24 protein-coding genes are annotated in these 22,809 nt (G+C 60.9%); 13 read left to right on the forward strand and 11 right to left on the reverse strand.

Translation table 11 applies throughout. The features are described 5' to 3' along the window. Positions 1 to 43: 43 nt before the first annotated feature. The 4 genes from groL to J4D28_RS26310 form a co-directional block, all read right to left on the reverse strand. Positions 44 to 1,687, reverse strand: a complete 1,644-nt coding sequence (groL, locus tag J4D28_RS26295; RefSeq protein WP_009050539.1) for a chaperonin GroEL — start codon at positions 1,685 to 1,687, stop codon at positions 44 to 46. A 49-nt stretch (positions 1,688 to 1,736) separates the two neighbouring features. Next, entirely contained in the window at positions 1,737 to 2,030 is a 294-nt protein-coding gene (locus J4D28_RS26300) for a co-chaperone GroES (RefSeq protein WP_009050540.1), read from the reverse strand. A gap of 253 nt (positions 2,031 to 2,283) precedes the next feature. After that, positions 2,284 to 2,760, reverse strand: a complete 477-nt coding sequence (locus J4D28_RS26305) for an FxsA family protein (protein WP_007932702.1) — start codon at positions 2,758 to 2,760, stop codon at positions 2,284 to 2,286. Between the two features lie 66 nt (positions 2,761 to 2,826). Continuing rightward, on the reverse strand, positions 2,827 to 3,558 hold the full coding sequence (locus tag J4D28_RS26310) for a HugZ family protein (RefSeq protein ID WP_103331138.1): 732 nt from the start codon (positions 3,556 to 3,558) through the stop codon (positions 2,827 to 2,829). A gap of 163 nt (positions 3,559 to 3,721) precedes the next feature. On the opposite strand from J4D28_RS26310, the gene J4D28_RS26315 reads away from it, so the two are divergent. Further along, positions 3,722 to 4,480 carry an SDR family oxidoreductase gene (locus tag J4D28_RS26315; RefSeq protein ID WP_016703427.1) on the forward strand — a complete coding sequence of 253 codons (759 nt, stop codon included), beginning with the start codon at positions 3,722 to 3,724 and terminating at the stop codon, positions 4,478 to 4,480. Between the two features lie 69 nt (positions 4,481 to 4,549). Here the strand turns inward: J4D28_RS26315 and apbC are convergent, their stop codons facing one another. After that, positions 4,550 to 5,644: an iron-sulfur cluster carrier protein ApbC gene (gene apbC, locus J4D28_RS26320; protein ID WP_009050543.1), complete on the reverse strand. Its 1,095-nt coding sequence runs from the start codon at positions 5,642 to 5,644 to the stop codon at positions 4,550 to 4,552. Between the two features lie 195 nt (positions 5,645 to 5,839). Between apbC and metG the strand changes: the two genes are divergently transcribed. The 8 genes from metG to J4D28_RS26360 all read left to right on the forward strand — a co-directional run bounded on the left by metG (position 5,840) and on the right by J4D28_RS26360 (position 12,940). Then, positions 5,840 to 7,891 (forward strand): methionine--tRNA ligase, encoded by a 2,052-nt coding sequence (gene metG, locus J4D28_RS26325; protein WP_103331139.1) that lies wholly within the window; start codon positions 5,840 to 5,842, stop codon positions 7,889 to 7,891. Positions 7,892 to 8,023: 132 nt separating this feature from the next. Beyond that, positions 8,024 to 8,611, forward strand: a complete 588-nt coding sequence (locus tag J4D28_RS26330) for an Rnf-Nqr domain containing protein (protein WP_103331140.1) — start codon at positions 8,024 to 8,026, stop codon at positions 8,609 to 8,611. After that, entirely contained in the window at positions 8,608 to 9,828 is a 1,221-nt protein-coding gene (gene rsxB, locus J4D28_RS26335) for an electron transport complex subunit RsxB (protein WP_103331141.1), read from the forward strand. The genes J4D28_RS26330 and rsxB overlap by 4 nt, the downstream gene beginning before the upstream one ends. Next, complete coding sequence (locus tag J4D28_RS26340; RefSeq protein WP_103331142.1) at positions 9,815 to 10,810, forward strand: RnfABCDGE type electron transport complex subunit D; 996 nt, start codon at positions 9,815 to 9,817, stop codon at positions 10,808 to 10,810. Before rsxB ends, J4D28_RS26340 begins: the two co-directional genes overlap by 14 nt. Further along, positions 10,807 to 11,418 carry an RnfABCDGE type electron transport complex subunit G gene (locus J4D28_RS26345; protein ID WP_096375299.1) on the forward strand — a complete coding sequence of 204 codons (612 nt, stop codon included), beginning with the start codon at positions 10,807 to 10,809 and terminating at the stop codon, positions 11,416 to 11,418. The genes J4D28_RS26340 and J4D28_RS26345 overlap by 4 nt, the downstream gene beginning before the upstream one ends. Next, entirely contained in the window at positions 11,411 to 12,007 is a 597-nt protein-coding gene (locus J4D28_RS26350) for an Rnf-Nqr domain containing protein (protein ID WP_103331143.1), read from the forward strand. Before J4D28_RS26345 ends, J4D28_RS26350 begins: the two co-directional genes overlap by 8 nt. A 7-nt stretch (positions 12,008 to 12,014) precedes the next feature. Then, the gene (gene nth, locus J4D28_RS26355; RefSeq protein WP_007922445.1) at positions 12,015 to 12,653 is read left to right on the forward strand and encodes an endonuclease III; all 639 of its coding nucleotides are present in this window, start codon (positions 12,015 to 12,017) and stop codon (positions 12,651 to 12,653) included. Between the two features lie 107 nt (positions 12,654 to 12,760). Beyond that, positions 12,761 to 12,940 (forward strand): PA3496 family putative envelope integrity protein, encoded by a 180-nt coding sequence (locus tag J4D28_RS26360; protein ID WP_007922443.1) that lies wholly within the window; start codon positions 12,761 to 12,763, stop codon positions 12,938 to 12,940. A 189-nt stretch (positions 12,941 to 13,129) separates the two neighbouring features. Here J4D28_RS26360 and J4D28_RS26365 read toward each other — a convergent pair whose 3' ends face one another. The 3 genes from J4D28_RS26365 to J4D28_RS26375 all read right to left on the reverse strand — a co-directional run bounded on the left by J4D28_RS26365 (position 13,130) and on the right by J4D28_RS26375 (position 16,361). Beyond that, a complete protein-coding gene (locus J4D28_RS26365) occupies positions 13,130 to 13,756 on the reverse strand; it encodes a response regulator transcription factor (RefSeq protein ID WP_007922442.1) in 627 nt (208 codons plus the stop codon). 349 nt (positions 13,757 to 14,105) lie between these two features. Continuing rightward, a complete protein-coding gene (locus tag J4D28_RS26370; RefSeq protein WP_009050550.1) occupies positions 14,106 to 15,323 on the reverse strand; it encodes an argininosuccinate synthase in 1,218 nt (405 codons plus the stop codon). Positions 15,324 to 15,452: 129 nt separating this feature from the next. Further along, complete coding sequence (locus tag J4D28_RS26375) at positions 15,453 to 16,361, reverse strand: OmpA family protein (RefSeq protein ID WP_009050551.1); 909 nt, start codon at positions 16,359 to 16,361, stop codon at positions 15,453 to 15,455. A 156-nt stretch (positions 16,362 to 16,517) separates the two neighbouring features. Between J4D28_RS26375 and pyrC the strand changes: the two genes are divergently transcribed. Further along, positions 16,518 to 17,564, forward strand: coding sequence for a dihydroorotase (gene pyrC / locus J4D28_RS26380; RefSeq protein ID WP_038576260.1), 1,047 nt, complete (start codon positions 16,518 to 16,520; stop codon positions 17,562 to 17,564). Continuing rightward, the gene (gene rnt, locus J4D28_RS26385) at positions 17,561 to 18,235 is read left to right on the forward strand and encodes a ribonuclease T (protein WP_009050553.1); all 675 of its coding nucleotides are present in this window, start codon (positions 17,561 to 17,563) and stop codon (positions 18,233 to 18,235) included. Before pyrC ends, rnt begins: the two co-directional genes overlap by 4 nt. Positions 18,236 to 18,305: 70 nt before the next feature. Here rnt and J4D28_RS26390 read toward each other — a convergent pair whose 3' ends face one another. Then, on the reverse strand, positions 18,306 to 18,908 hold the full coding sequence (locus J4D28_RS26390; RefSeq protein ID WP_007922432.1) for a peroxiredoxin: 603 nt from the start codon (positions 18,906 to 18,908) through the stop codon (positions 18,306 to 18,308). A gap of 326 nt (positions 18,909 to 19,234) precedes the next feature. Between J4D28_RS26390 and J4D28_RS26395 the strand changes: the two genes are divergently transcribed. Further along, a complete protein-coding gene (locus tag J4D28_RS26395; protein WP_016703434.1) occupies positions 19,235 to 19,453 on the forward strand; it encodes a bacterioferritin-associated ferredoxin in 219 nt (72 codons plus the stop codon). 201 nt (positions 19,454 to 19,654) lie between these two features. Next, positions 19,655 to 20,128: a bacterioferritin gene (gene bfr / locus J4D28_RS26400; RefSeq protein WP_009050554.1), complete on the forward strand. Its 474-nt coding sequence runs from the start codon at positions 19,655 to 19,657 to the stop codon at positions 20,126 to 20,128. Positions 20,129 to 20,246: 118 nt separating this feature from the next. Here the strand turns inward: bfr and grxD are convergent, their stop codons facing one another. Together grxD and J4D28_RS26410 are read right to left on the reverse strand one after the other, a co-directional pair. Continuing rightward, a complete protein-coding gene (grxD, locus tag J4D28_RS26405; RefSeq protein WP_007922425.1) occupies positions 20,247 to 20,585 on the reverse strand; it encodes a Grx4 family monothiol glutaredoxin in 339 nt (112 codons plus the stop codon). 96 nt (positions 20,586 to 20,681) lie between these two features. Further along, a complete protein-coding gene (locus J4D28_RS26410) occupies positions 20,682 to 22,790 on the reverse strand; it encodes a molybdopterin oxidoreductase family protein (protein ID WP_101283370.1) in 2,109 nt (702 codons plus the stop codon). Between the last annotated feature and the right edge of the window lie 19 nt (positions 22,791 to 22,809).

Raw genomic sequence — 22,809 nt, forward strand, 5'->3', positions numbered from 1 at the left:
CGGCTTTCGCTGGCGGGGCTTTTTCGTACGGGGTAAGGCTGGCTTACATCATGCCGCCCATGCCACCCATGCCGCCCATGTCTGGCATGCCGCCAGCTGCAGGCTTGTCTTCAGCGATTTCAGCAACAGCCGCTTCGGTGGTCAGGATCAGACCGCCGATGGAGGATGCCGCTTGCAGCGCCGAACGGGTCACCTTGGTTGGGTCCAGGATGCCCATTTCGATCATGTCGCCGTATTCGCTGGTGGCAGCGTTGTAACCGTAGTTACCCGAACCCTGCTTGACCTTGTCGACCACTACGCTTGGCTCGTCGCCGGAGTTGGCAACGATCTGGCGCAGAGGCGCTTCGACAGCGCGACGCAGAACAGCGATACCCACGTCCTGGTCGGCGTTGTCGCCTTTCAGGCCGCTGATCGATTGCAGAGCACGGATCAGGGCTACGCCACCGCCAGGCACCACGCCTTCTTCAACGGCTGCACGGGTAGCGTGCAGGGCGTCTTCAACGCGGGCTTTCTTCTCTTTCATTTCAACTTCGGAACCGGCGCCAACCTTGATCACCGCAACGCCGCCGGACAGCTTGGCCAGACGCTCTTGCAGTTTTTCACGGTCGTAGTCGGACGAAGTGTCGGCCACTTGTTGACGGATTTGGGTCACGCGAGCCTGGATGTCCGCTTCAACGCCAGCACCGTCGATGATGGTGGTGTTTTCTTTGGACAGGATCACGCGCTTGGCGTTACCCAGGTGCTCCAGGGTGGTGCTTTCCAGGCTCAGGCCGATCTCTTCGGAGATAACGGTACCGCCGGTCAGGACGGCGATGTCCTGCAGCATGGCCTTGCGACGGTCGCCGAAGCCTGGTGCCTTGACGGCAGCGACTTTGACGATGCCACGCATGTTGTTCACAACCAGAGTCGCCAGGGCTTCGCCTTCAACGTCTTCAGCCACGATCAGCAGTGGGCGGCCGGCTTTGGCAACGGCTTCCAGCACTGGCAGCATTTCGCGGATGTTGGAGATCTTCTTGTCCACCAGCAGGATCAGCGGGCCGTCCAGCTCGGCGACCATGGTGTCCGGCTTGTTGATGAAGTAAGGGGACAGGTAGCCACGGTCGAACTGCATGCCTTCAACGACAGACAGTTCGTTTTCCAGGCCCGAGCCTTCTTCAACGGTGATCACGCCTTCTTTACCGACTTTTTCCATGGCTTCGGCAATGATGTCGCCGATGGAGTTGTCGGAGTTGGCGGAGATGGTGCCGACCTGAGCGATCGCCTTGGAATCGGCGCATGGCTTGGACAGACCTTTGAGCTCTTTGACGATGGCGATGGTCGCCTTGTCGATGCCGCGCTTCAGGTCCATCGGGTTCATGCCGGCAGCGACGGCTTTCAGGCCTTCGTTGACGATCGACTGAGCCAGTACGGTAGCGGTGGTGGTACCGTCGCCGGCGTCATCGTTGGCACGGGAAGCAACGTCTTTTACCAGCTGTGCGCCCATGTTTTCGAAGCGATCTTTCAGCTCGATTTCTTTGGCGACGGAAACGCCGTCCTTGGTGATGGTCGGAGCGCCGAAGCTCTTCTCGATGATCACGTTACGGCCTTTCGGGCCCAGGGTCGCTTTTACCGCGTCAGCCAGGACATTAACGCCGGTGAGCATTTTCTTGCGGGCGGAGTCGCCGAATTTAACTTCTTTAGCAGCCATGATCGATATTCCTTAAATACTTTGTAGTAACGGGAAAATGAGCGGGTAATCAGCCTTCGATAACGGCGAGAATTTCGTTCTCAGCCATTACCAGCAGGTCTTCGCCGTCTACTTTCACAGTGTTGCTGCCGGAGTAAGGGCCGAACACAACCTTGTCACCCACTTTCACGGCCAGCGCACGTACTTCACCGTTGTCGAGGATACGACCGGTACCTACAGCGACGATTTCGCCACGGTTAGGTTTTTCAGCGGCCGAACCTGGCAGAACGATACCGCCAGCGGTTTTCGATTCTTCTTCGCTGCGACGGATGACGACGCGGTCATGCAGAGGACGAAGCTTCATTGTCGATCTCTCCTAATTATGGTTTTCAGCGGCCGGTGTCGTTACCGGCGGGTTAACAAATCCGGCGTGGCCGGTTGCGGCTCGACGAGCGAGACGCGGAAGTCTGTCTGGTGTTGCCACCAGAAACCTTGCGGTGACCGATACATGTGGGCGCATATGCTTATTACAAGGGCTGCCCAGTGAATTTTTTTAGATTTTCAGTCGGGCAAAACGAACACGGCACCCGAAGGTGCCGTGTCGATCATTGAGAGACTCAGGAATCGCGGTGCTCGAACTCGCCTTCGATCACATTCGGCTCGCGGCCCAGAGGGCGCTGCGGCGCGGGTCCGCCACGGGCGGCCTGCATATCGTCGGCAAAGGCACGCTGACGAATGGCCTGTTCTTCGGCACGCTGGCGCATCTTGTTGGCCAGCAGGCGACGGGTGATCGGCAACAGCATGAACAGGCCGAATACGTCACTGATGAAGCCAGGCAGGATCAACAGGCCGCCCGCCAGGGCCAGCATCAGGCCTTCGAGCATGGTCTGGGCCGGCAGCTCGCCGCGGTTCAGGCTTTCACGGGCACGCAATGCCGTGGCCAGCCCCGCGACGCGCAGGACCAGCACACCCAGCATCGAGCCCAGGATGATCAGCAGCAACGCCGGGAAAAACCCGATCGCACCGCTGACTTTGACGAATACGAACAGCTCTAGCACCGGGAACAGCAGAAAGAGCAACAGAAAAGGGCGCATCAAATGGTTTCCTCTACGGAAGAATGCCTTCCAGTAGACCCTAGATGACGTCGGCAATTCGTGAATTCAAGCCTCGGCCCCGGCATTTTTCGGCCATTGCTCGGCGTGAGCCAGAAAAACCAAGGCCTCGCGCACTTGTGTCGGCGTATTACAAGGGCTGGGGAACGGCAGCCAGTACAACCCCTGGCCGATCCGCAGGTGCATGCCTTCGGTATCGATGCCGGCCAGTTGCGCCGCCGCGGTTTTCGGCAACCCGGCCAGGTCGACGTAATGGGCGATGGCCTTGGCGTGATCGCTGTTCATGTGTTCGACCATGCTCAGCTCGGCCTTGCCGGCAAACGGGTTGGCCAGCGTTACCTGGTCGATCCAGTGGATCGCGCCAAAGCCGCCGATGTAGCGATGACGCACCGGCTTGAGCAGCCAGAAATCGAAATCGTGGGCCTTGTGGTAATTCTGCGACTCAGGGAAATACCGGTAGTAGCGTTCGGCGGCCGCCTCGATCACCGCGGCGTCCTCGAGCTTTTCGGCTTCGGCCAGATAAGTCAGGCGGCCCACCGCCTGGACGTCCTCGGCGTCGCGCTCGCCCACCAGCAGCGAACACTTGGGATCCTTCTGCAGGTTATGGGTGTGCTGGGCAATACGGCTGATCAGGATCAGTGGCCGCCCCTGCTCGTCCAGGCAATAAGGAACCACCGAGCCAAAGGGAAAACCCGGCATGGCCTTGGAGTGCGTCGACAGCACGCCACGGTATTCCTTGAGCAGTAATTCTCGTGCATGCTTCGCAGCTTCAACGCTCAATTTATGACTCCTTATATAGAATCCGTCTAAAACGGACGGGCGTCTGGAGCAAAGTTCCAGCGACGCCATCGGGGCAATTCTCAATCTGCAGCCAGGCCATGCCCGACGCACAAGAGAGGCGCCTTAAAGGACACCACTCCAGTTCTGCTTTCGGAGCATGCGAATGCAACTCAATGACAAAGTAATCATTATCACCGGCGGTTGCCAGGGTCTGGGCCGCTCCATGGCGGAGTATTTCGCCAGCAAAGGCACCAGGCTGGCGCTGGTCGACCTGAACCAGGAAAAGCTCGACCAGGCCGTTGCCGCCTGCCAGGCCGCGGGAGTCGAGGCCCGCGCCTACCTGTGCAACGTCGCCAATGAAGAGCAGGTGGAACACATGGTCGCCCAGGTCGCCGCCGACTTCGGCGCCATTCACGGCCTGATCAATAACGCCGGCATCCTGCGCGACGGCCTGCTGCTCAAGGTCAAGGACGGCGAAATGACCAAGATGAGCCTGGCCCAATGGCAGTCGGTGATCGACGTCAACCTCACCGGCGTCTTCCTCTGCACCCGCGAAGTCGCGGCGAAGATGATCGAGCTGAAAACCAGCGGCGCGATCATCAATATTTCCTCGATCTCCCGTGCAGGCAATATCGGCCAGACCAACTACTCCGCCGCCAAGGCCGGGGTCGCCGCGGCGACCGTGACCTGGGCCAAGGAGCTGGCGCGCTACGGCATTCGCGTGGCCGGCATCGCACCGGGCTTCATCGAAACCGAAATGACCCTGGGCATGAAACCCGAAGCCCTGGAGAAAATGACCTCCGGCATCCCGCTCAAGCGCATGGGCAAGCCGGAAGAAATCGCTCACTCAGCGGCCTATATCTTCGAGAACGACTATTACACCGGCCGGATCCTCGAGCTGGACGGCGGCCTGCGGATCTGAACCCCGCCCATAAACACCCATAAAAAAGCCCGGTGCACTGCACCGGGCTTTTTTGTTGGCCCAACCGGCTCAGTCGTCGCTGACGGTAATGTTCGGCATTGCCGGCGCCGCTGCTTCCTGCAGCACGATGCGCGCGCCGACATGGCGGGCCAGTTCCTGGTAGACCATGGCGATCTGGCTTTCCGGCTCGGCGATCACGGTCGGCTTGCCGCCATCGGCCTGCTCACGAATCAGCATCGACAGCGGCAGCGAGGCCAGCAGTTCGACGCCATATTGGGTCGCCAGCTTCTCGCCACCGCCTTCGCCAAACAGGTGCTCGGCGTGGCCGCAGTTGGAGCAGATGTGCACCGCCATGTTTTCCACCACGCCCAGCACCGGGATGTTGACCTTGCGGAACATCTCCACGCCCTTGCGCGCGTCCAGCAGCGCCAGGTCCTGCGGGGTGGTGACGATGACTGCGCCAGCCACCGGGACCTTCTGCGCCAGGGTCAGCTGGATATCGCCGGTGCCTGGCGGCATGTCGATCACCAGGTAGTCCAGGTCGCCCCAGGCGGTCTGGGTCACCAGTTGCAGCAGGGCGCCGGAGACCATCGGCCCGCGCCAGACCATCGGCGTGTTGTCATCGGTCAGGAAAGCCATGGACATGACCTCGACCCCGTGGGACTTGATCGGCACGAACCATTTCTGGTCCTTGACCTGCGGCCGGGTGCCCTCGGCGATGCCGAACATGATGCCCTGGCTCGGGCCATAGATGTCGGCATCGAGAATCCCTACCTTGGCGCCTTCGCGGGCCAACGCCAGGGCCAGGTTGGCCGCGGTGGTGGACTTGCCCACGCCACCCTTGCCGGACGCCACCGCCACCACGTTCTTGACGTTGGCCAGGCCCGGAATCTGTGCCTGGGCCTTGTGCGCGGCAATCACGCTGGTGACATTGACGCGAGCGACGACCACGCCGTCCATGTTCTCGATGGCCAGCTTCAGCAACTGGGCCCAGCCGCTCTTGAACAGACCGGCGGCATAACCGATCTCCAGTTCGACACGCACCTCGTCGCCCTGGATGTCGATGGAACGGACACAACCGGCGCTGACCGGGTCCTGGTTCAGGTAAGGGTCGGTGTATTGGCGAAGAACGGCTTCCACCGCTGCGCGATTGACGGCGCTCATGGGCAACTCCGATAACAAGACGGGAAAATCAGGCGGCTATCCTACCTGTTCCGTGGCGTGGGCGGGATGCCAAAGCATCATATAGCACGCTCGCCGATGGCTAGGACGGCCGTGGAAAACCGGGCTCACGGGGTGAAATATATTTCTCGGCGCTTTATAGTGGCCGACCTCCGTTTCATCAAGTAGCCGAGCCCCATGTCCGAGCCACGCAAGATCCTCGTCACCAGCGCCCTGCCCTATGCCAATGGTTCGATCCACCTCGGCCATATGCTGGAATATATCCAGACCGATATGTGGGTGCGCTTCCAGAAGCACCGCGGCAACCAATGCATCTATGTCTGCGCCGACGACGCTCACGGCTCGGCCATCATGCTGCGCGCGGAAAAGGAAGGCATCACCCCGGAACAACTGATCGCCAACGTCCAGGCTGAACACAGCGCCGACTTTGCCGACTTCCTGGTGGACTTCGACAACTTCCACTCGACCCACGCCGAAGAAAACCGTGAGTTATCGAGCCAGATCTACCTGAAGCTGCGCGACGCCGGGCACATCGCCACGCGCTCGATCACTCAGTATTTCGACCCGGAAAAACAAATGTTCCTGGCCGACCGCTTCATCAAGGGCACCTGCCCGAAATGCGGCACCGAGGACCAGTACGGCGACAACTGCGAAAAATGCGGCGCCACCTACGCGCCGACCGACCTGAAGGATCCGAAGTCGGCGATTTCCGGCGCCACCCCGGTGCTCAAGGATTCCCAGCACTTCTTCTTCAAGCTGCCGGACTTCCAGCAGATGCTGCAGGAGTGGACCCGCAGCGGCACCCTGCAGGACGCCGTGGCGAACAAGATCGCCGAATGGCTGGATGTCGGCCTGCAGCAGTGGGACATCTCCCGCGATGCGCCGTATTTCGGCTTCGAGATTCCTGACGAGCCGGGCAAGTACTTCTACGTCTGGCTGGACGCGCCGATCGGCTACATGGCCAGCTTCAAGAACCTGTGCAATCGCACGCCGGAGCTGGACTTCGACGCGTTCTGGGGCAAGGACTCGACGGCCGAGCTGTACCACTTCATCGGCAAGGACATCGTCAACTTCCACGCGCTGTTCTGGCCAGCCATGCTCGAAGGCGCCGGCTACCGCAAGCCGACCGGCATCAACGTGCACGGCTACCTGACCGTCAACGGCCAGAAGATGTCCAAGTCCCGCGGCACCTTCATCAAGGCCCGGACCTACCTCGACCACCTGTCGCCGGAATACCTGCGTTACTACTACGCGGCCAAGCTGGGCCGTGGCGTCGACGACCTGGACCTGAACCTCGAAGACTTCGTGCAGAAGGTCAACTCCGACCTGGTGGGCAAGGTGGTGAACATCGCCAGCCGTTGCGCCGGCTTCATCCACAAAGGCAACGCCGGTGTGCTGGTGGACCAGAACGCCGCGCCGGAGCTGACCGACGCCTTCCTCGCAGCCGCGCCAAGCATCGCCGACGCCTACGAGGCCCGCGACTTCGCCCGCGCCATGCGTGAAACCATGGCCCTGGCCGACCGCGCCAACGCCTGGATCGCCGACAAGGCGCCATGGTCGTTGAACAAGCAGGAAGGCAAGCAGGATGAGGTCCAGGCCATCTGCGCCACCGGCGTCAACCTGTTCCGCCAGCTGGTGATCTTCCTCAAGCCGGTGCTGCCGCTGCTGGCTGCCGACGCCGAGGCGTTCCTCAACGTCGCCCCACTGACCTGGAACGACCACCAGAGCCTGCTGAGCAACCATCAGTTGAATGAATTCAAGCCGCTGATGACGCGGATCGACCCAGTAAAAGTACAAGCCATGACCGACGCCTCGAAAGAAGACCTGACCGCCAGCCAGACCGATACCGGCGAAGCCAAGCCTGCGGGCAACGGCGAGCTGGCCAAGGATCCGCTGTCGCCAGAAATCGACTTCGACACTTTCGCCGCCGTCGACCTGCGCGTGGCCCTGATCGTCAAGGCCGAGCACGTGGAAGGCGCCGACAAGCTGCTGCGCCTGACCCTGGATATCGGTGACGAGCAACGCAACGTGTTCTCCGGGATCAAGAGCGCCTACCCGGATCCGTCCAAGCTCGACGGTCGCCTGACCATGATGATCGCCAACCTCAAGCCACGGAAAATGAAATTCGGTATTTCCGAAGGCATGGTGATGGCGGCCGGCCCTGGCGGCGAAGAGATCTACCTGCTGAGCCCGGACAGCGGCGCCAAGCCGGGTCAGCGGATCAAGTAAATCTGCCCGCAGGATCGATCCCCCCGTCGCGCCGCTGCGTGGCGGGGGGATTTTCATATCTGGATGGGCCTGCGCCCTTGCCGGATAATTGCCTAGTCTTCAGGTATCCGCCCGCCCTCACCGGCCACGAACATGACCGAGATTGTCCTCACGCTCATCAGCGCTGCCCTGATCAACAACTTCGTGTTGCAGTGGCCGCTGGGTGTCGATCCGCTGTTGCAGGCCAGTGCCGAACCGCAGGTGGCACGGCGGCGGATCCATGCCCTGGGGATCGCCACCAGTTGCCTGATGCTGCTCTGCAGCCTGCTGGGCTATGGGCTCTATCAGGTGCTGCTGGTGCCGCTGGGCCTGACCGCGCTGCAACTGTTCGTGTTCCTGCCGCTGAGCGTGCTGCTGATCGCACCGCTGCTCAAGCTGCTGACCCGGATGCTGCCCGGGCTGCCGTTCGACGGCCTCCGGCCGCTGCTGCTGGGCAATGCCGGCGTGCTCGGCGCGTTGCTGCTGGCGGTCCAGGCCAATCGGGGAATCGGTCATAGCCTCGCCCTGGGCCTGGGCGCGGGCCTCGGTTTCTGGCTGGTGCTGAGTCTGTTCAGCGACCTGCGCCAGCGCATTCTCAACAACGATGTGCCCCTGCCCTTTCGCGGCCTGCCGATCGACCTGATCAGCGCCGGCCTGATGGCCGTGGCATTTCTCGGTTTCAACGGACTGCTCAACCCATGAGTCTGATTCAACGCATCGACGCCCTGCTGCCGCAGACCCAATGCGGCAAGTGCGGCCATCCCGGATGCAGGCCCTACGCCGAAGGCATCGCCAACGGCGAGGCGATCAACAAGTGCCCGCCCGGTGGCGACGAAACCATCGCCGGCCTGGCCAGGTTGCTGAATGTCCCGGTCGTGGAGCTGGACATCAGCCGCGGCCCGGCGCCGGCCCAGGTGGCCTTTATCCGCGAAGCCGAATGCATCGGCTGCACCAAGTGCATCCAGGCCTGCCCGGTGGATGCCATAGTCGGCGCGGCCAAGCAGATGCATACGGTGCTGATCGACGAATGCACCGGCTGCGATCTCTGCGTGGCGCCGTGCCCGGTGGACTGCATCGAGATGCACCCGCTGCCGCTGAATGATGTATTGCCGATCGTCGGTGGCCTGGCCACCAGCCTCGAAGAACTGCGCGCCCGGACCGCCAAACGCGATCACGCGCGCCAGCGCTTCGAGCGCCGCAACGCCCGGCTGCAACGCGAGGAACAGCACAAGCAGGCCGAACGTGCTGCTCGCGCACAACGTGCGGCGCAGCCCAGCGAAACCAGCCTGAACCCGGTGCAGGCGGCCATCGAGCGGGTACGCGCGCAAAAGGCGGCGGCCGCCGATGCCGCGGTGAAAAAAGCCAAGATCGATCTGGCGATGAGCCGGGCCCAGTTGAACAAATCGCTGAAAGCCTTCGGCCATCCGCCGACCTTCGAGCAACAGTCGCAACTGATCGTCCTGCAGCGCCAGTTCGAGGCCGCCGAACAGGCTCTTGCCCAGCTCGAAAGCGCTGCCGAAAGTACTGTCGCTCCCGCTACCTCACCGCCGCCCGCCAAAGACGCCGAACTCAAGCGCGCAAAAATCCAGCTGGCGATGCGCCGCGCCGAACTGAAAAAGGCCCAGGACAACCAGGCGCCTGCCGAACAGCTGGCCAGCCTGGAGCAGGCCCTGAAAGACGCAGAACAGGCCTTGCATGCGGCTGAAGACGCCAGCGGAAAACCGGCCCCCAATCTGGAACGGGTCGAGAAGCGCCCGATCGACGCCCGCCTGCGGCAACTGAAAACCGAACTGGCTTACGCTCGAGCAGAAGTCAGCAAGCTGGAACGCCACGGCGACACTCCGCCGTCGCTGTTGGCCAGGGCCCGCGAACGGCTGGCCGAAGCCGAGCGCCAGGTACAAGCCCATGACGCCCCTTGAGCAACCGGACGAACGCCTGCAACAAGCCATGAAGCGTGTGCTTCTGGCGACCCTGCCGGGGCTGCTGGCGCTGTTCTGGCTGTTTGGCTGGGGAATTCTGATCAACCTCCTGCTGGCCTGTGCCTCCGCCCTTGCCGTCGAGGCCGCGGTACTCCGATTACGCCAGTGGCCGTTGCGTCCCTTCCTGGGCGATGGCAGCGCCCTGGTCAGCGCCACCCTGCTGGCCCTGGCCTTGCCACCGTACTGCCCGTGGTGGCTGACGGTCAGTGCGACGGCCTGCGCCCTGCTGTTCGGCAAGCACCTGTATGGCGGCGTCGGCAAGAATCCGTTCAACCCGGCGATGCTCGGTTATGCCCTGGTACTCGTCTCTTTCCCGCAGCAGATGACTCATTGGCCGGCCTCCCATGGCCTGGACCTGCTGGGCGGCCTGCAGCAGGTCTTCGGCATAACCTCCGACAGCAGCGCACCCGATGCCTGGGCCCAGGCCACGGCACTCGACAGCCTGCGTATCAACAAGAGCCTGACCATCGACGAACTGTTCGCCGGCAACGCCGCCTTCGGCCATTTCGGCGGCAAGGGCGTTGAATGGGTCAACCTGGCCTTTCTCGCCGGTGGCGCCTTTTTGCTGCAGCAGCGGGTGTTCAGCTGGCACGCACCAGCCGGCATGCTCGGCAGCCTGTTCGTCATCAGCCTGCTGTGCTGGAACGGCTCCGGGTCGGACTCCCACGGTTCGCCGTTCTTCCACCTGCTGACCGGCGCGACCATGCTGGGCGCCTTTTTCATCGTCACCGAGCCAGTCTCCGGGCCCAAGAGCGCAAAGGCACGCCTGTTGTTCGGGGTTGGGGTCGGGCTGCTGACCTACCTGATCCGGACCTGGGGCGGTTACCCGGACGGCGTTGCCTTCGCGGTACTGCTGATGAACCTCGCCGTCCCCGCCCTGGAGCGCCTGGCTGCTCCGCCTCCCGAGCCTTCCCTGCCATGAACCGCGTGATGACTCTGGGGCTGCTGGCATTGCTGGCGGCTGTCGGTGCCGCCGGCACCTTCTTCGTCCATCAGGCCACGGCCCCCCGCATCGAGCGCGAACAGCGCGCCATCCAGGCACGCAACCTGCTGGATATCCTGCCCGCCGACAGCTACGACAATCAGCCGCTGGATCAGCCCCTGGCCGTCGATAACATCCCACTCAGCCACAGCACCCTGCTCGGCGGTTATCGCGCCACCCGCAACGGCCAGCCCAGCGCCGTGCTGCTGCGCAGCCAGGTCAACGGTTATGGCGGCCCGGTCGAGCTGCTGATCGGCATTGCTGCCAACGGCAAACTGCTGGGCAGCAAGGCCCTCAGGCACTCGGAAACGCCCGGGCTGGGCGCGCGCATCGCCGAACGCCCGAATGCCTGGCTGCAGGGTTTTATCGGCAAATCCGTGGGCGACCCGGGCGATGCCGGCTGGGCGCTGAAAAAGGACAATGGCCAATTCGACCAGATGGCCGGAGCCACCATCACCTCACGGGCGGTGGTCGAGGGGATTCACGATAGCCTGCGTTACTTCGACGAGCATCGCGAACAACTGCTGGGAAGTCCCGCCCATGAATAAATCCTCGACCCTGCAGAACACCCTGATGCTGGCGCCGCTGATCGGTGCCAGCGACTCCCTGGTCAAGGCCCTGGGCCTGGCCTTGGTGTTTCTCTGCGTGAGTTGCGTGTTCGGCCTGTGCATGAATGCCCTGCGCCCACGCCTGGCTGGTCAGGGCCGCCTGGGCGCCAGTATCCTGCTCAGCACCACCCTCACCAGTTGTGCCATGCTGGCCGCGCAGGCCTGGGCATTCGAACTGCAACAACAGTTGGCCCTTTACCTGGGCCTGATTGCCGTGCAATGCGTCGTGCTGGAGTACCAGGATTTTTTCCAGCGCCCCGTGCGCGTGCGCTTTGCCAGCCTGTTCTGCCTGCTGCTGGTTATCCTGGGCGCGCTGCGCGAAGCCTTCGGCAGTGGCACCCTCGGCAATCATCTGCAATGGTTGCTGGGGATGAACGACGTCGACTGGCCAGGCTGGGTTTTGTCCGCCCAGGGCGGCCTGCACCTGCTTACACTCGCACCTGGCGGTTTTATCCTGCTGGGGCTGCTGCTGGCCGCCCGGCAGGCCAGGGCTGCTGCGACCTCACACCGATCGCCTTCAAGGAAATGACTCACCCATGAATGCTGCAAAACGCCTGGAAATTTTCCGCAGGCTGCACGAAGACAATCCGGAACCGAAAACCGAACTGGCCTATTCGTCGCCCTTCGAGCTGCTGATCGCCGTGATTCTTTCGGCCCAGTCCACCGATGTCGGGGTCAACAAGGCGACGGCCAAGCTCTTCCCGGTGGCCAATACACCGGCCGCCATCTATGCGCTTGGCGTCGAAGGCCTGTCCGAGTACATCAAGACCATTGGCCTGTACAACAGCAAGGCCAAAAATGTGATCGAGACTTGCCGCCTGCTGGTGGAGCGGCACAACAGCGAAGTCCCGCAGACCCGCGAAGAGCTCGAAGCCCTGCCAGGCGTCGGCAGGAAGACCGCCAACGTGGTACTCAATACCGCCTTCCGCCAACTGACCATGGCCGTCGATACGCACATCTTCCGGGTCAGTAACCGCACGGGGCTGGCCCCCGGGAAGAATGTCGTGGAAGTCGAGAAAAAGCTGATGAAGTTCGTGCCCAAGGAGTATCTGCTCGACTCCCATCACTGGCTGATCCTCCATGGCCGCTACGTGTGCCTGGCCCGCAAGCCACGCTGTGGCAGCTGCCGGATCGAGGACCTGTGCGAATACAAGCACAAGACCTCTGACGATTGAGCAATCATTGATTTTGATGATAGGTCGATTGAAAAAATCTTTTTTACCAGTCCCGAGAATATCGATATAAGGAGCGCCAATGGCAGTCTTAGCCTGGAGTTAACCTTATGAGTACTGGTAAAGAACAACTGGACGTAGAAGACGATTTCACCCCTGTTGAAACAGAAGATGCGGAGCCTGTGGTAGAGGTGGCCAAGACCAACTTGAGCAAACGCCGGACCATCGACAACCTTCTGGAAGAGCGGCGCTTGCAAAAGCAACTGGCCGATTACGACTTTGATCTTTAGTAACAAAAAGCCTCCTTTTACGGAGGCTTTTTTGTTACACCAGCTAACACTCCAAATCGGTTTCTCAAACCAGGCCATGCGCGGCCGATGGATCCAACATCGTCGACAGAGCGGCAAGCCCACAACGCAATGGAGGCTCGCAGAAACCGCTGTTTTTCCCTCTCGAGCCTTGTTGTAGCCCCTCAACCTTCATACCAGCTGATGGCGCTTGGCAAACTCGATCAGGTCCACCAGCGAGCGGGCGTTGAGTTTCCCCAACAGCCGCCTTTTGTAGGTGCTCACCGTTTTGCTGCTCAGGCACAGGCCCTCGGCAATCTCCTTGTTGGTCTGCCCTCCGGCAAGCTGCTTCAGGACCATCAGCTCCCGCCCGGACAGGCTGGACAACATCCCCTCCTCGCTGGCGATACCCAGGCTCGAGCGCAGGGTATGCAAGGCTTCGTTGGGAAAATAACTGTAGCCAGCCAGGACTGCCCTGACCGCGCTGATCAATTCAGTGATGTCCTGCTGCTTGCACACATAACCGGCCGCGCCGGCCTGCATGCAACGCATGGAGAACGGGCCAGGTACTTGCAGGCTCAATACCAGCACTTTGGTCGACATGGCTTTTGACGAAAGTCTGGCGATAACTTCCAGGCCATCGAGTTTGGGAATACCAATATCAAGAATAAGGATGTCTGGAACATGTTCATAAGACAGTTTCAGGGCATCCATGCCATTGTCCGCCTCGGCAACTACTTCAAAACCGTGCCGCTCCATCAGCATGCGCACAGCCAGCCGAGTAACGGGATGATCATCTACGATCAAAACTTTCTTCATGGGTAAGTCCAGAGTCCGCTATTGGTTTTTCAAGCAAACACCATAACCCAGTCATTTGGCCCATGGCATGGCCACGCCCCGAGCCAGCATCGCCCCGAGAAGTTCCTTACAAACAATACGGATTTGCCCTACAAGGAAAAATTGAACGTCGCCCGCTATATATAACCACTCCTGACTTTCCTACACTTCGTATTGAAAAGAACAGACTGAAAGATAGTCGAACCCCATTGAAACAATGGCCAGTGGAAACTTTAGTCATGGTCTTCGGACACCTGCCTGATCGATTAAATCATCAGGCATAAAAAAGCCCCGCTCATAGCGGGGCTCTTTTAAAACGGCTCAAAAAGTATCAGAACAGAGTCCGACCCTTGTTGGCCGCAATACGCATGCGCAGGGCATTGAGCTTGATGAAGCCAGCCGCATCCGCCTGGTTGTAGGCGCCGCCGTCTTCTTCGAAGGTCGCGATGTTGGCATCGAACAGCGACTCATCGGACTTGCGACCGGTGACGATCACATTGCCCTTGTACAGCTTCAGGCGAACCACGCCGTTCACATGAACCTGGGAAGCGTCGATCATCTGTTGCAGCATCAGACGCTCAGGGCTCCACCAGTAGCCGGTGTAGATCAAGCTGGCGTACTTGGGCATCAGCTCGTCTTTCAGGTGAGCCACTTCGCGATCCAGGGTGATCGATTCGATCGCCCGGTGAGCGCGCAACATGATGGTGCCGCCAGGGGTTTCGTAGCAGCCGCGGGACTTCATGCCGACATAGCGGTTTTCCACGATGTCCAGACGACCGATGCCGTTTTCGCCGCCGATGCGGTTCAGGGTCGCCAGCACGGTGGCCGGGGTCATCTCGACGCCGTCGATCGCCACGATGTCGCCGTTGCGGTAGGTCAGCTCGATGTAGGTCGGGGTGTTAGGAGCCTTCTCCGGGGAGACGGTCCAGCGCCACATGTCTTCTTCGTGCTCGGTCCAGGTGTCTTCCAGCACGCCGCCTTCATAGGAGATGTGCAGCAGGTTGGCATCCATCGAGTACGGGGACTTCTTCTTGCCGTGACGCTCGATCGGGATCGCGTGCTTCTCGGCATAGTCCATCAGCTTCTCGCGGGACAGCAGGTCCCACTCACGCCAAGGAGCGATCACTTTCACCCCTGGTTTCAAGGCGTAGGCGCCCAGTTCGAAACGAACCTGGTCGTTGCCCTTGCCGGTAGCGCCATGGGAAATGGCGTCGGCGCCGGTTTCATTGGCGATCTCGATCAGGCGCTTGGCGATCAACGGACGAGCGATGGAGGTACCCAGCAGGTACTCACCTTCGTAGACGGTGTTGGCGCGGAACATCGGGAAAACGAAATCGCGGACGAACTCTTCGCGCAGATCGTCGATGTAGATCTCTTTCACGCCCATGGCTTGCGCCTTGGCACGTGCAGGTTCGACCTCTTCGCCCTGACCCAGGTCAGCGGTGAACGTCACCACTTCACAGTTATAAGTATCCTGCAGCCACTTGAGGATCACCGAAGTGTCCAGGCCGCCGGAATACGCCAGAACGACCTTGTTTACGTCCGCCATGCCATCACTCCACGGGGTTCTACGGAAAGCCATCAAGTCTACCGATCAACGCGGATAATTTACAGAGGCGCGACAGCTTATGACGACGAAGCGACAGATTATGTCGAGTGCGCGACGACGACAGCCGTTTCAGGAAGTCGCCGCGGCGTTGGCGGGAGCAGCAGCCTGGGGTGCCGGTTTTTCCGCGACCGGGACGCGTTGCAGCTGTACGTTGACCCGACGGTTCTTCGCCCGGTTCGCCGCGTTGGTGTTGGGTGCCAATGGATAGCGTTCGCCGTGGAAACGCATCTCGATCTGCGATTCGGGAATGCCGTTGGCCTTGAAGAACTCCATCACCGCCAGCGCCCGGCGGCGCGACAGGTCACGGTTGGTCAAGCGGTTGCCGCTGTTGTCCGAGTGGCCATCGAGCTGGATGTGATTGACCGTCGGATCGGCCTTGAGGAACTCCAGCATCACCTGCAACTTGGCCTTGGCCTTGGCATCCAGATCGATACCGCCCCCAGGGAAGCCGACCTCGGATTGCCTGACCTGATCGAAGTTCTGCGGCAACAACTTGGCAACACAACGTTGATAGTCGCCATACGCCTTGCTGAATTTGACCGGCAACAAGCGCACCTCGGACACCCCGCCCTCGCGGGAGTAGTGGCGAACCACCGGGCTGCGCCCATCCATCAATCCACCGATCAGCCGCCCGGCCTGCAGTTGCGAGCTGTTGAACAGCACATCGCCGCTGCCGAGCCGCACCGAACCCAGGTTGATGTCGCCGCGCCCCGGCTGCCACGGCGCGGCCGCTGCGAGTAGCGTCGCCGAACCGCCAGCGAGCATCGGGTTGTAGGCCTTGAGGCGGAAGGTCGCCTGCTCGCCGGCGCGACGCACGAACTCCCCGGAACCGAAATCGGTGATCGGCTGGCTCAGACGGCACTCGAATTTATCGCCTTCGACCGTCCACTCAATGCTCTCCAGACGGGTCTGGAAAGTCAGCGCCATCGCGGGAAGACTGGCGAACACACTGAGCAAGGCTAGATAACGCTGGCGCACGGGAGGCTCCACTGACTTGTACATCACGAAAATCGAAATGCCTGTTTACGGCATACCTTCGGGATATCGGAAGCTTCACGCAAAACTTGATAGCGAGTGCCTGGAAGAGTCTTTTCCGGTAGCATTCACTGGAGTTTGACCCGCCTGGAATCCCCAATGTCCGACCGCCTGACCCTGCTGCGTCCCGACGACTGGCATATTCATCTTCGCGATGGTGCCGTGTTGACCAATACTGTCGCGGATGTCGCGCGCACCTTTGGCCGCGCCATCATCATGCCTAACCTGGTACCTCCGGTGCGCAACGCCGCTGAAGCCGACGCCTATCGCCAGCGCATTCTCGCTGCGCGGCCGGCCGGCAGCCGCTTCGAGCCGCTGATGGTGCTCTACCTTACCGATCGCACCCAGCCCGAAGAAATTCGCGCGGCCAAGGCCAGTGGTTTCGTCCATGCCGCCAAGCTCTACCCGGCTGGCGCGACCACCAACTCGGACTCGGGCGTCACCAGCATCGACAAGATTTTCCCGGCGCTGGAGGCCATGGCCGAAGTCGGCCTACCGCTGCTGATCCACGGTGAAGTCACCCGCAGTGAGGTCGACGTGTTCGACCGCGAGAAGCTGTTCATCGACGAGCACATGCGCCGCGTCGTCGAGCGCTTCCCGACGCTCAAGGTGGTGTTCGAACACATCACCACCCGTGACGCCGTGCAGTTCGTCAACGAGGCCTCGGCCAACGTCGGCGCGACCATCACCGCCCATCACCTGCTGTACAACCGCAACCACATGCTGGTTGGCGGGATTCGCCCGCACTTCTATTGCCTGCCGATTCTCAAGCGCAACGTGCACCAGGAAGCGCTGCTCGACGCCGCCACCAGCGGCAGCCAGAAGTTCTTCCTCGGCACCGATTCCGCGCCCCACGCCCAGCACGCCAAAGAAGCGGCCTGCGGCTGTGCCGGCTGCTACACCGCCTATGCCGCGATCGAGCTGTACGCCGAGGCCTTCGAACAGCGCAATGCGCTGGACAAGCTGGAAGCCTTCGCCAGCCTCAACGGCCCGCGCTTCTACGGCCTGCCGGCCAACACCGATCGCATCACCCTGGTTCGTGAAGAATGGACCGCCCCTGCCAGCCTGCCTTTCGGCGAGCTGACCGTCATCCCGCTGCGCGCCGGTGAAAAACTGCGCTGGCGCCTGCTGGAGGAACACGCGTGAGTGAAGACCATTTCGACGACGAGCAGGACGGTCACAACGGTGGTGGCTCGCGTCATCCAATGGCGGCACGCTTTCGCGGTTACCTGCCGGTAGTCGTCGACGTTGAAACCGGTGGTTTCAACTCGGCCACCGACGCCTTGCTGGAAATTGCCGCGACCATCATCGGCATGGACGAAAAAGGCTTCGTGTTCCCCGAGCACACCCTGTTTTTCCGCGTAGAGCCTTTCGAAGGCGCCAACATCGAAGCCGCGGCGCTGGAGTTCACCGGGATCAAGCTCGACCATCCGCTGCGTATGGCCGTCAGTGAAGAAACCGCGCTGAACGATATCTTCCGCAGCGTGCGCAAGGCGCTGAAGGCCAACGGTTGCAAACGCGCGATCCTGGTCGGGCACAACAGCAGCTTCGACCTGGGCTTCCTCAACGCGGCTGTCGCGCGCCTGGACATGAAGCGCAACCCGTTTCATCCGTTCTCCAGCTTCGACACCGCGACGCTTGCCGGCCTGGCTTATGGCCAAACCGTGCTGGCCAAGGCGTGCCAGGCTGCCGACATCGACTTCGATGGCCGTGAGGCGCACTCCGCCCGCTACGACACCGAGAAGACTGCCGACCTGTTCTGCGGCATCGTCAATCGCTGGAAGGAAATGGGCGGCTGGGAAGACTTCAACGACTGATACCGTCGCTGATCGACCGCGCATAAAAAAACCGGCCCTGAGGCCGGTTTTTTTATGCGTGAAGCGCGGCTTACAGCTTGCCGGCGTTCTCGCTCAGGTAAGCGGCAACGCCTTCTGGCGAAGCAGTCATACCCTTGTCGCCCTTCTTCCAGTTGGCTGGGCAGACTTCGCCGTGCTCTTCGTGGAACTGCAGAGCGTCGACCAGACGGATCAGCTCTTCCATGTTACGGCCCAGCGGCAGGTCGTTGACGATCTGCGAACGAACGACACCTTTGTCGTCGATCAGGAATGCGCCACGGAAAGCCACGCCGCCTTCGGACTCAACGTCGTAGGCCTTGGCGATGTCGTGCTTCATGTCAGCAGCCATGATGTACTGAACCTGACCGATGCCGCCGGCATTGATCGGGGTGTTGCGCCAGGCGTTGTGGGTGAAGTGCGAGTCGATCGAAACAGCGATCACTTCAACGTTGCGTGCCTTGAAGTCAGCCATGCGGTGGTCCAGGGCGATCAGCTCGGACGGGCAGACGAAGGTGAAGTCCAGCGGGTAGAAGAACACCAGGCCGTATTTGCCTTTGATGGCCGAGGACAGGGTGAAGCTGTCGACGATTTCGCCATTGCCGAGAACGGCGGGAACGGTGAAGTCAGGGGCTTGTTTGCCTACGAGTACGCTCATTGGATATCTCCTGGTGTGATCGAATGAAGAATGGGACCCAGTCTAGTGTGCCGCCGTCAAGCGACAACCCTGTGACTCGATCCCGCTTCGTAAGGACCGCACATCATACACCGCGTTTTTGAGCTGTCCTTAGTGGTTTTTCCATCCCCCGGGTTCAGGCAGCAAAAAAGCCGCCCTGCTGGATAGCTCATCGGCCGTGGTAGAAAAAACCGTTCGTCTGCCAGTCACGCATCTGGCAAAAAGCTCCAGGAAACCACTTTGACAATCATTCTCGTTAACATTAAGATCCGTCGCATTGAGCCATAACCAGCGACGGTTCTCACCTTATGTATGTCTGCCTCTGCACTGGCGTCACCGACGGACAAATCCGCGATGCAATCTACGACGGTTGCTGCAGCTATCGTGAAGTACGCCAAGCAACAGGCGTTGCCGGTCAATGTGGCAAATGCGCCTGCCTCGCCAAGCAGGTGGTACGTGAAACCCTGACCGAACTGCAAAGCAGCCAGCCAGCGATTCCTTACCCAGTAGAATTTAATGTTGCGTAATTAACGCCATTTAAAAGAGCCGGACTTCATGTCCGGCTTTTTTATGCCTGTAATTCAATCGCTTAGCGTCATAACGCGGAACACAAACATTCTTATTCCGATTAATTTTCATATATTATTCAATAACTTAGGTTTGACACTAATCATCGTGCGGCTCAGACTCTGCCTTATATACCGCTAATTACAGGGCAGGACCCCATCATGAAAGGCGACATCACAGTCATCCAGCATCTCAACAAGATCCTTGCCAATGAACTGGTCGCGATCAATCAGTACTTCCTGCATGCGCGCATGTATGAAGACTGGGGCCTGAACAAGCTGGGCAAGCACGAATACCACGAGTCCATCGACGAGATGAAGCATGCGGACAAGCTGATCAAGCGCATCCTCTTCCTCGAAGGCCTGCCGAACGTCCAGGACCTGGGCAAACTGCACATCGGCGAACACACCAAGGAAATGCTCGAATGCGACCTGCGCATCGAGCGCACCGGCCACGCCGACCTGAAAGCCGCCATCGCCCATTGCGAATCGGTTGGCGACTTCGGTAGCCGCGAACTGCTGGAAGACATCCTGGAATCGGAAGAAGAACATATCGACTGGCTGGAAACCCAACTGGGCCTGATCGATAAAGTCGGCCTGGAAAACTACCTGCAATCGCAGATGGGCGACGAGTAACTTCTCTCAAGGTTCAGCCCATAAAAAAGCCCCGCCTCTCCGAGGGCGGGGCTTTTTATTGCGTGGACAAATCCACACAACTTGCAGGAGCGAACGTGTCGCTCCTGCAAGGGGCAAATCAGGCTTCGGTCTTGGCGGCAGCTTTTTCAGCGGCGGCCTTGATCAGGGTCTGCAACTCACCATTGGCGAACATCTCGGCCATGATGTCGCTGCCGCCGACCAGTTCACCGGCTACCCACAGTTGCGGGAAAGTAGGCCAGTTGGCGTATTTAGGCAGGTTGGCGCGGATTTCCGGGTTCTGCAGGATGTCCACGTAAGCGAACTTCTCACCACAACCCATCACGGCCTGAGCGGCTTTCGCGGAGAAGCCACACTGCGGGGCATTCGGCGAGCCTTTCATGTAAAGCAGAATGGTGTTGTTGGCAATCTGCTCTTTAATAGTTTCGATGATATCCATGGAGCACCTCGGCTGAACTTTCCGACTCTGTTGTCGACACGGTGGCGCATTGTAACGGAAAGCCGAGCGCCATGCTCGGCCTCTCCGACAGACTCCTCAGGCCGCCTCCACCGTCACCGGCACGCCATTGAGCGCCGCATTGCCCGATAGCTCGTCCAGCTGACGCTCATCGGTCAGGTCATTGGCACTCGACCCCGGTTGCGCCATCGCGATGCTCATCTGTACGCCCGGCCGACCGTGCCCCCAGCCATGGGGCAGGCTGACCACCCCGGGCATCATCTCGCTGCTGGCCAGGACTTCCACCTCGATCGCCCCGACCCGCGAACTGACCCGCACGCGCTGCCCGTCAGCCAGCCCCCTCCGGGCCAGATCATCGGGATTCATCAGCAACTGGTGCCGAGGCTTGCCCTTCACCAACCGATGGTAGTTGTGCATCCACGAATTATTGCTGCGCACATGGCGCCGGCCGATCATCACCAACTCATCGGCCGCCGGCGCCTGCAACGCGGCAAAGCGCTTGAGGTCCGCCATGATCGCCGCGGGAGCGGCCTGCACCCGGCGGCTCTCGGTTTTCAGGCGCGCCGCCAGATTGGGCTTGAGCGGCCCCAGGTCGATTCCGTGGGGATAGTCGGCCAGCGTCGCCAGCGACAGATTGAACTCGGACGTCTCGCCGTACCGTCCCGCTCGCAGCCCTCTATCGATCATCTGCGCTGGCGGCACGGTCGGCTTGAGCTCCTTGCCGGTCCGCCCGGCGAAGGCCCTGGCCAGGCCAACGAAGATTTCCCAGTCATGCAATGCCCCTTCCGGCTTGGGCAGGATCGCCTGGTTGAAGCGGCTGACATTGCGCACCGCGAACATATTGAACGTGGTGTCGTAGTGATCGTTCTCCAGGGCCGAAGTCGATGGCAGGATCAGATCCGCGTAACGGGTGGTTTCGTTGATATACAGATCGATGCTGACCATGAACTCCAGGCCATCCAGCGCTTGCTCCAGCTGCCGTCCGTTGGGGGTGGAGAGCACCGGATTGCCCGCCACCGTGATCAGCGCCCGCACCTGCCCCTCCCCTTTGGTCAGTATCTCCTCGGCCAGGGCCGAGACCGGCAACTCGCCGCCGTATTCAGGGCGTCCGGAAACCCGGCTTTGCCAGGCATTGAAGTGCCCACCCGAAGTCGCCGCCACCAGATCCACCGCCGGCTCGGTGCACAGGGCGCCGCCGACCCGGTCCAGGTTGCCGGTCACCAGGTTGAGCAGTTGCACCAGCCAATGACAGAGGGTGCCGAACGACTGGGTGGACACGCCCATCCGGCCATAACACACCGCCCTGTCCGCTGCGGCGAAGTCCCGCGCCAACTGGCGGATCTGCTGCGCCGGCACCGAACACAAAGGGCTCATGGCTTCGGCACTGAAACGGGAAATGGCCTCACGCACCTCGGCCAGGCCATCCACCGGCAGATGGCTGTCACGCGTCAGCCCTTCCGCGAAGATCGTCTGCAGCATGCCGAACAGCAGCGCCACATCCCCGCCAGGACGGACAAACACATGCTGGTCGGCCATGGCTGCCGTCTCGCTACGCCGCGGGTCGACCACCACCACTTTGCCGCCACGCGCCTGGATCGCCTTCAGGCGCTTCTCCACATCCGGCACGGTCATGATGCTGCCGTTGGACGCCAGCGGATTGCCGCCCAGGATCAGCATGAAGTCGGTGTTATCGATATCCGGGATCGGCAGTAACAGCCCGTGGCCGTACATCAGGTAACTGCTCAAGTGCTGCGGTAATTGGTCCACCGAGGTGGCGGAAAAGCGGTTCTGGGTTTTCAGCAGGCCGAGGAAATAGTTGCTGTGGGTCATCAACCCATAGTTGTGCACGCTGGGATTGCCCTGATAGACCGCCACCGCATTATTGCCGTGCCGCTCCTGGATCGCCGCCAGGCGCTCGGCCACCAGGTTGAAGGCCTCCTTCCACTCGATCGCCTGCCAATCGCTGCCGACCCTGCGCATGGGCTGACGCAGTCGATCCGGGTCGTTCTGGATGTCCTGCAGCGCCACTGCCTTGGGGCAGATATGGCCGCGGCTGAAACTGTCCTGGGCATCGCCCTTGATCGAGGTGATCTGCGGACCGGTGCCGTCGACTTCGGTGGTTTCGATGGTCAAGCCACAGATGGCTTCACACAGGTGGCAGGCACGGTGATGGAGAGTCTTGGTCATGGCCAGTCTCTATTTTATT

The sequence above is a fragment of the Pseudomonas sp. GW531-T4 genome (assembly GCF_017349615.1).
Classification (GTDB): domain Bacteria; phylum Pseudomonadota; class Gammaproteobacteria; order Pseudomonadales; family Pseudomonadaceae; genus Aquipseudomonas; species Aquipseudomonas chlororaphis_I.

Bases quoted from the DNA above. Each gene is read 5' to 3' on its own strand.
- nth (WP_007922445.1), top strand. From the start codon at position 12,015: ATGAATGCTGCAAAACGCCTGGAAATTTTCCGCAGGCTGCACGAAGAC.
- J4D28_RS26390 (WP_007922432.1), bottom strand. From the start codon at position 18,908: ATGAGCGTACTCGTAGGCAAACAAGCCCCTGACTTCACCGTTCCCGCC.
- bfr (WP_009050554.1), top strand. From the start codon at position 19,655: ATGAAAGGCGACATCACAGTCATCCAGCATCTCAACAAGATCCTTGCC.
- J4D28_RS26370 (WP_009050550.1), bottom strand. From the start codon at position 15,323: ATGGCGGACGTAAACAAGGTCGTTCTGGCGTATTCCGGCGGCCTGGAC.
- apbC (WP_009050543.1), bottom strand. From the start codon at position 5,644: ATGAGCGCCGTCAATCGCGCAGCGGTGGAAGCCGTTCTTCGCCAATAC.
- J4D28_RS26340 (WP_103331142.1), top strand. From the start codon at position 9,815: ATGACGCCCCTTGAGCAACCGGACGAACGCCTGCAACAAGCCATGAAG.
- J4D28_RS26360 (WP_007922443.1), top strand. From the start codon at position 12,761: ATGAGTACTGGTAAAGAACAACTGGACGTAGAAGACGATTTCACCCCT.
- J4D28_RS26315 (WP_016703427.1), top strand. From the start codon at position 3,722: ATGCAACTCAATGACAAAGTAATCATTATCACCGGCGGTTGCCAGGGT.
- J4D28_RS26345 (WP_096375299.1), top strand. From the start codon at position 10,807: ATGAACCGCGTGATGACTCTGGGGCTGCTGGCATTGCTGGCGGCTGTC.
- J4D28_RS26300 (WP_009050540.1), bottom strand. From the start codon at position 2,030: ATGAAGCTTCGTCCTCTGCATGACCGCGTCGTCATCCGTCGCAGCGAA.
- J4D28_RS26350 (WP_103331143.1), top strand. From the start codon at position 11,411: ATGAATAAATCCTCGACCCTGCAGAACACCCTGATGCTGGCGCCGCTG.
- metG (WP_103331139.1), top strand. From the start codon at position 5,840: ATGTCCGAGCCACGCAAGATCCTCGTCACCAGCGCCCTGCCCTATGCC.
- pyrC (WP_038576260.1), top strand. From the start codon at position 16,518: ATGTCCGACCGCCTGACCCTGCTGCGTCCCGACGACTGGCATATTCAT.
- J4D28_RS26365 (WP_007922442.1), bottom strand. From the start codon at position 13,756: ATGAAGAAAGTTTTGATCGTAGATGATCATCCCGTTACTCGGCTGGCT.
- J4D28_RS26305 (WP_007932702.1), bottom strand. From the start codon at position 2,760: ATGCGCCCTTTTCTGTTGCTCTTTCTGCTGTTCCCGGTGCTAGAGCTG.
- J4D28_RS26330 (WP_103331140.1), top strand. From the start codon at position 8,024: ATGACCGAGATTGTCCTCACGCTCATCAGCGCTGCCCTGATCAACAAC.
- rsxB (WP_103331141.1), top strand. From the start codon at position 8,608: ATGAGTCTGATTCAACGCATCGACGCCCTGCTGCCGCAGACCCAATGC.
- groL (WP_009050539.1), bottom strand. From the start codon at position 1,687: ATGGCTGCTAAAGAAGTTAAATTCGGCGACTCCGCCCGCAAGAAAATG.
- grxD (WP_007922425.1), bottom strand. From the start codon at position 20,585: ATGGATATCATCGAAACTATTAAAGAGCAGATTGCCAACAACACCATT.
- J4D28_RS26395 (WP_016703434.1), top strand. From the start codon at position 19,235: ATGTATGTCTGCCTCTGCACTGGCGTCACCGACGGACAAATCCGCGAT.
- J4D28_RS26410 (WP_101283370.1), bottom strand. From the start codon at position 22,790: ATGACCAAGACTCTCCATCACCGTGCCTGCCACCTGTGTGAAGCCATC.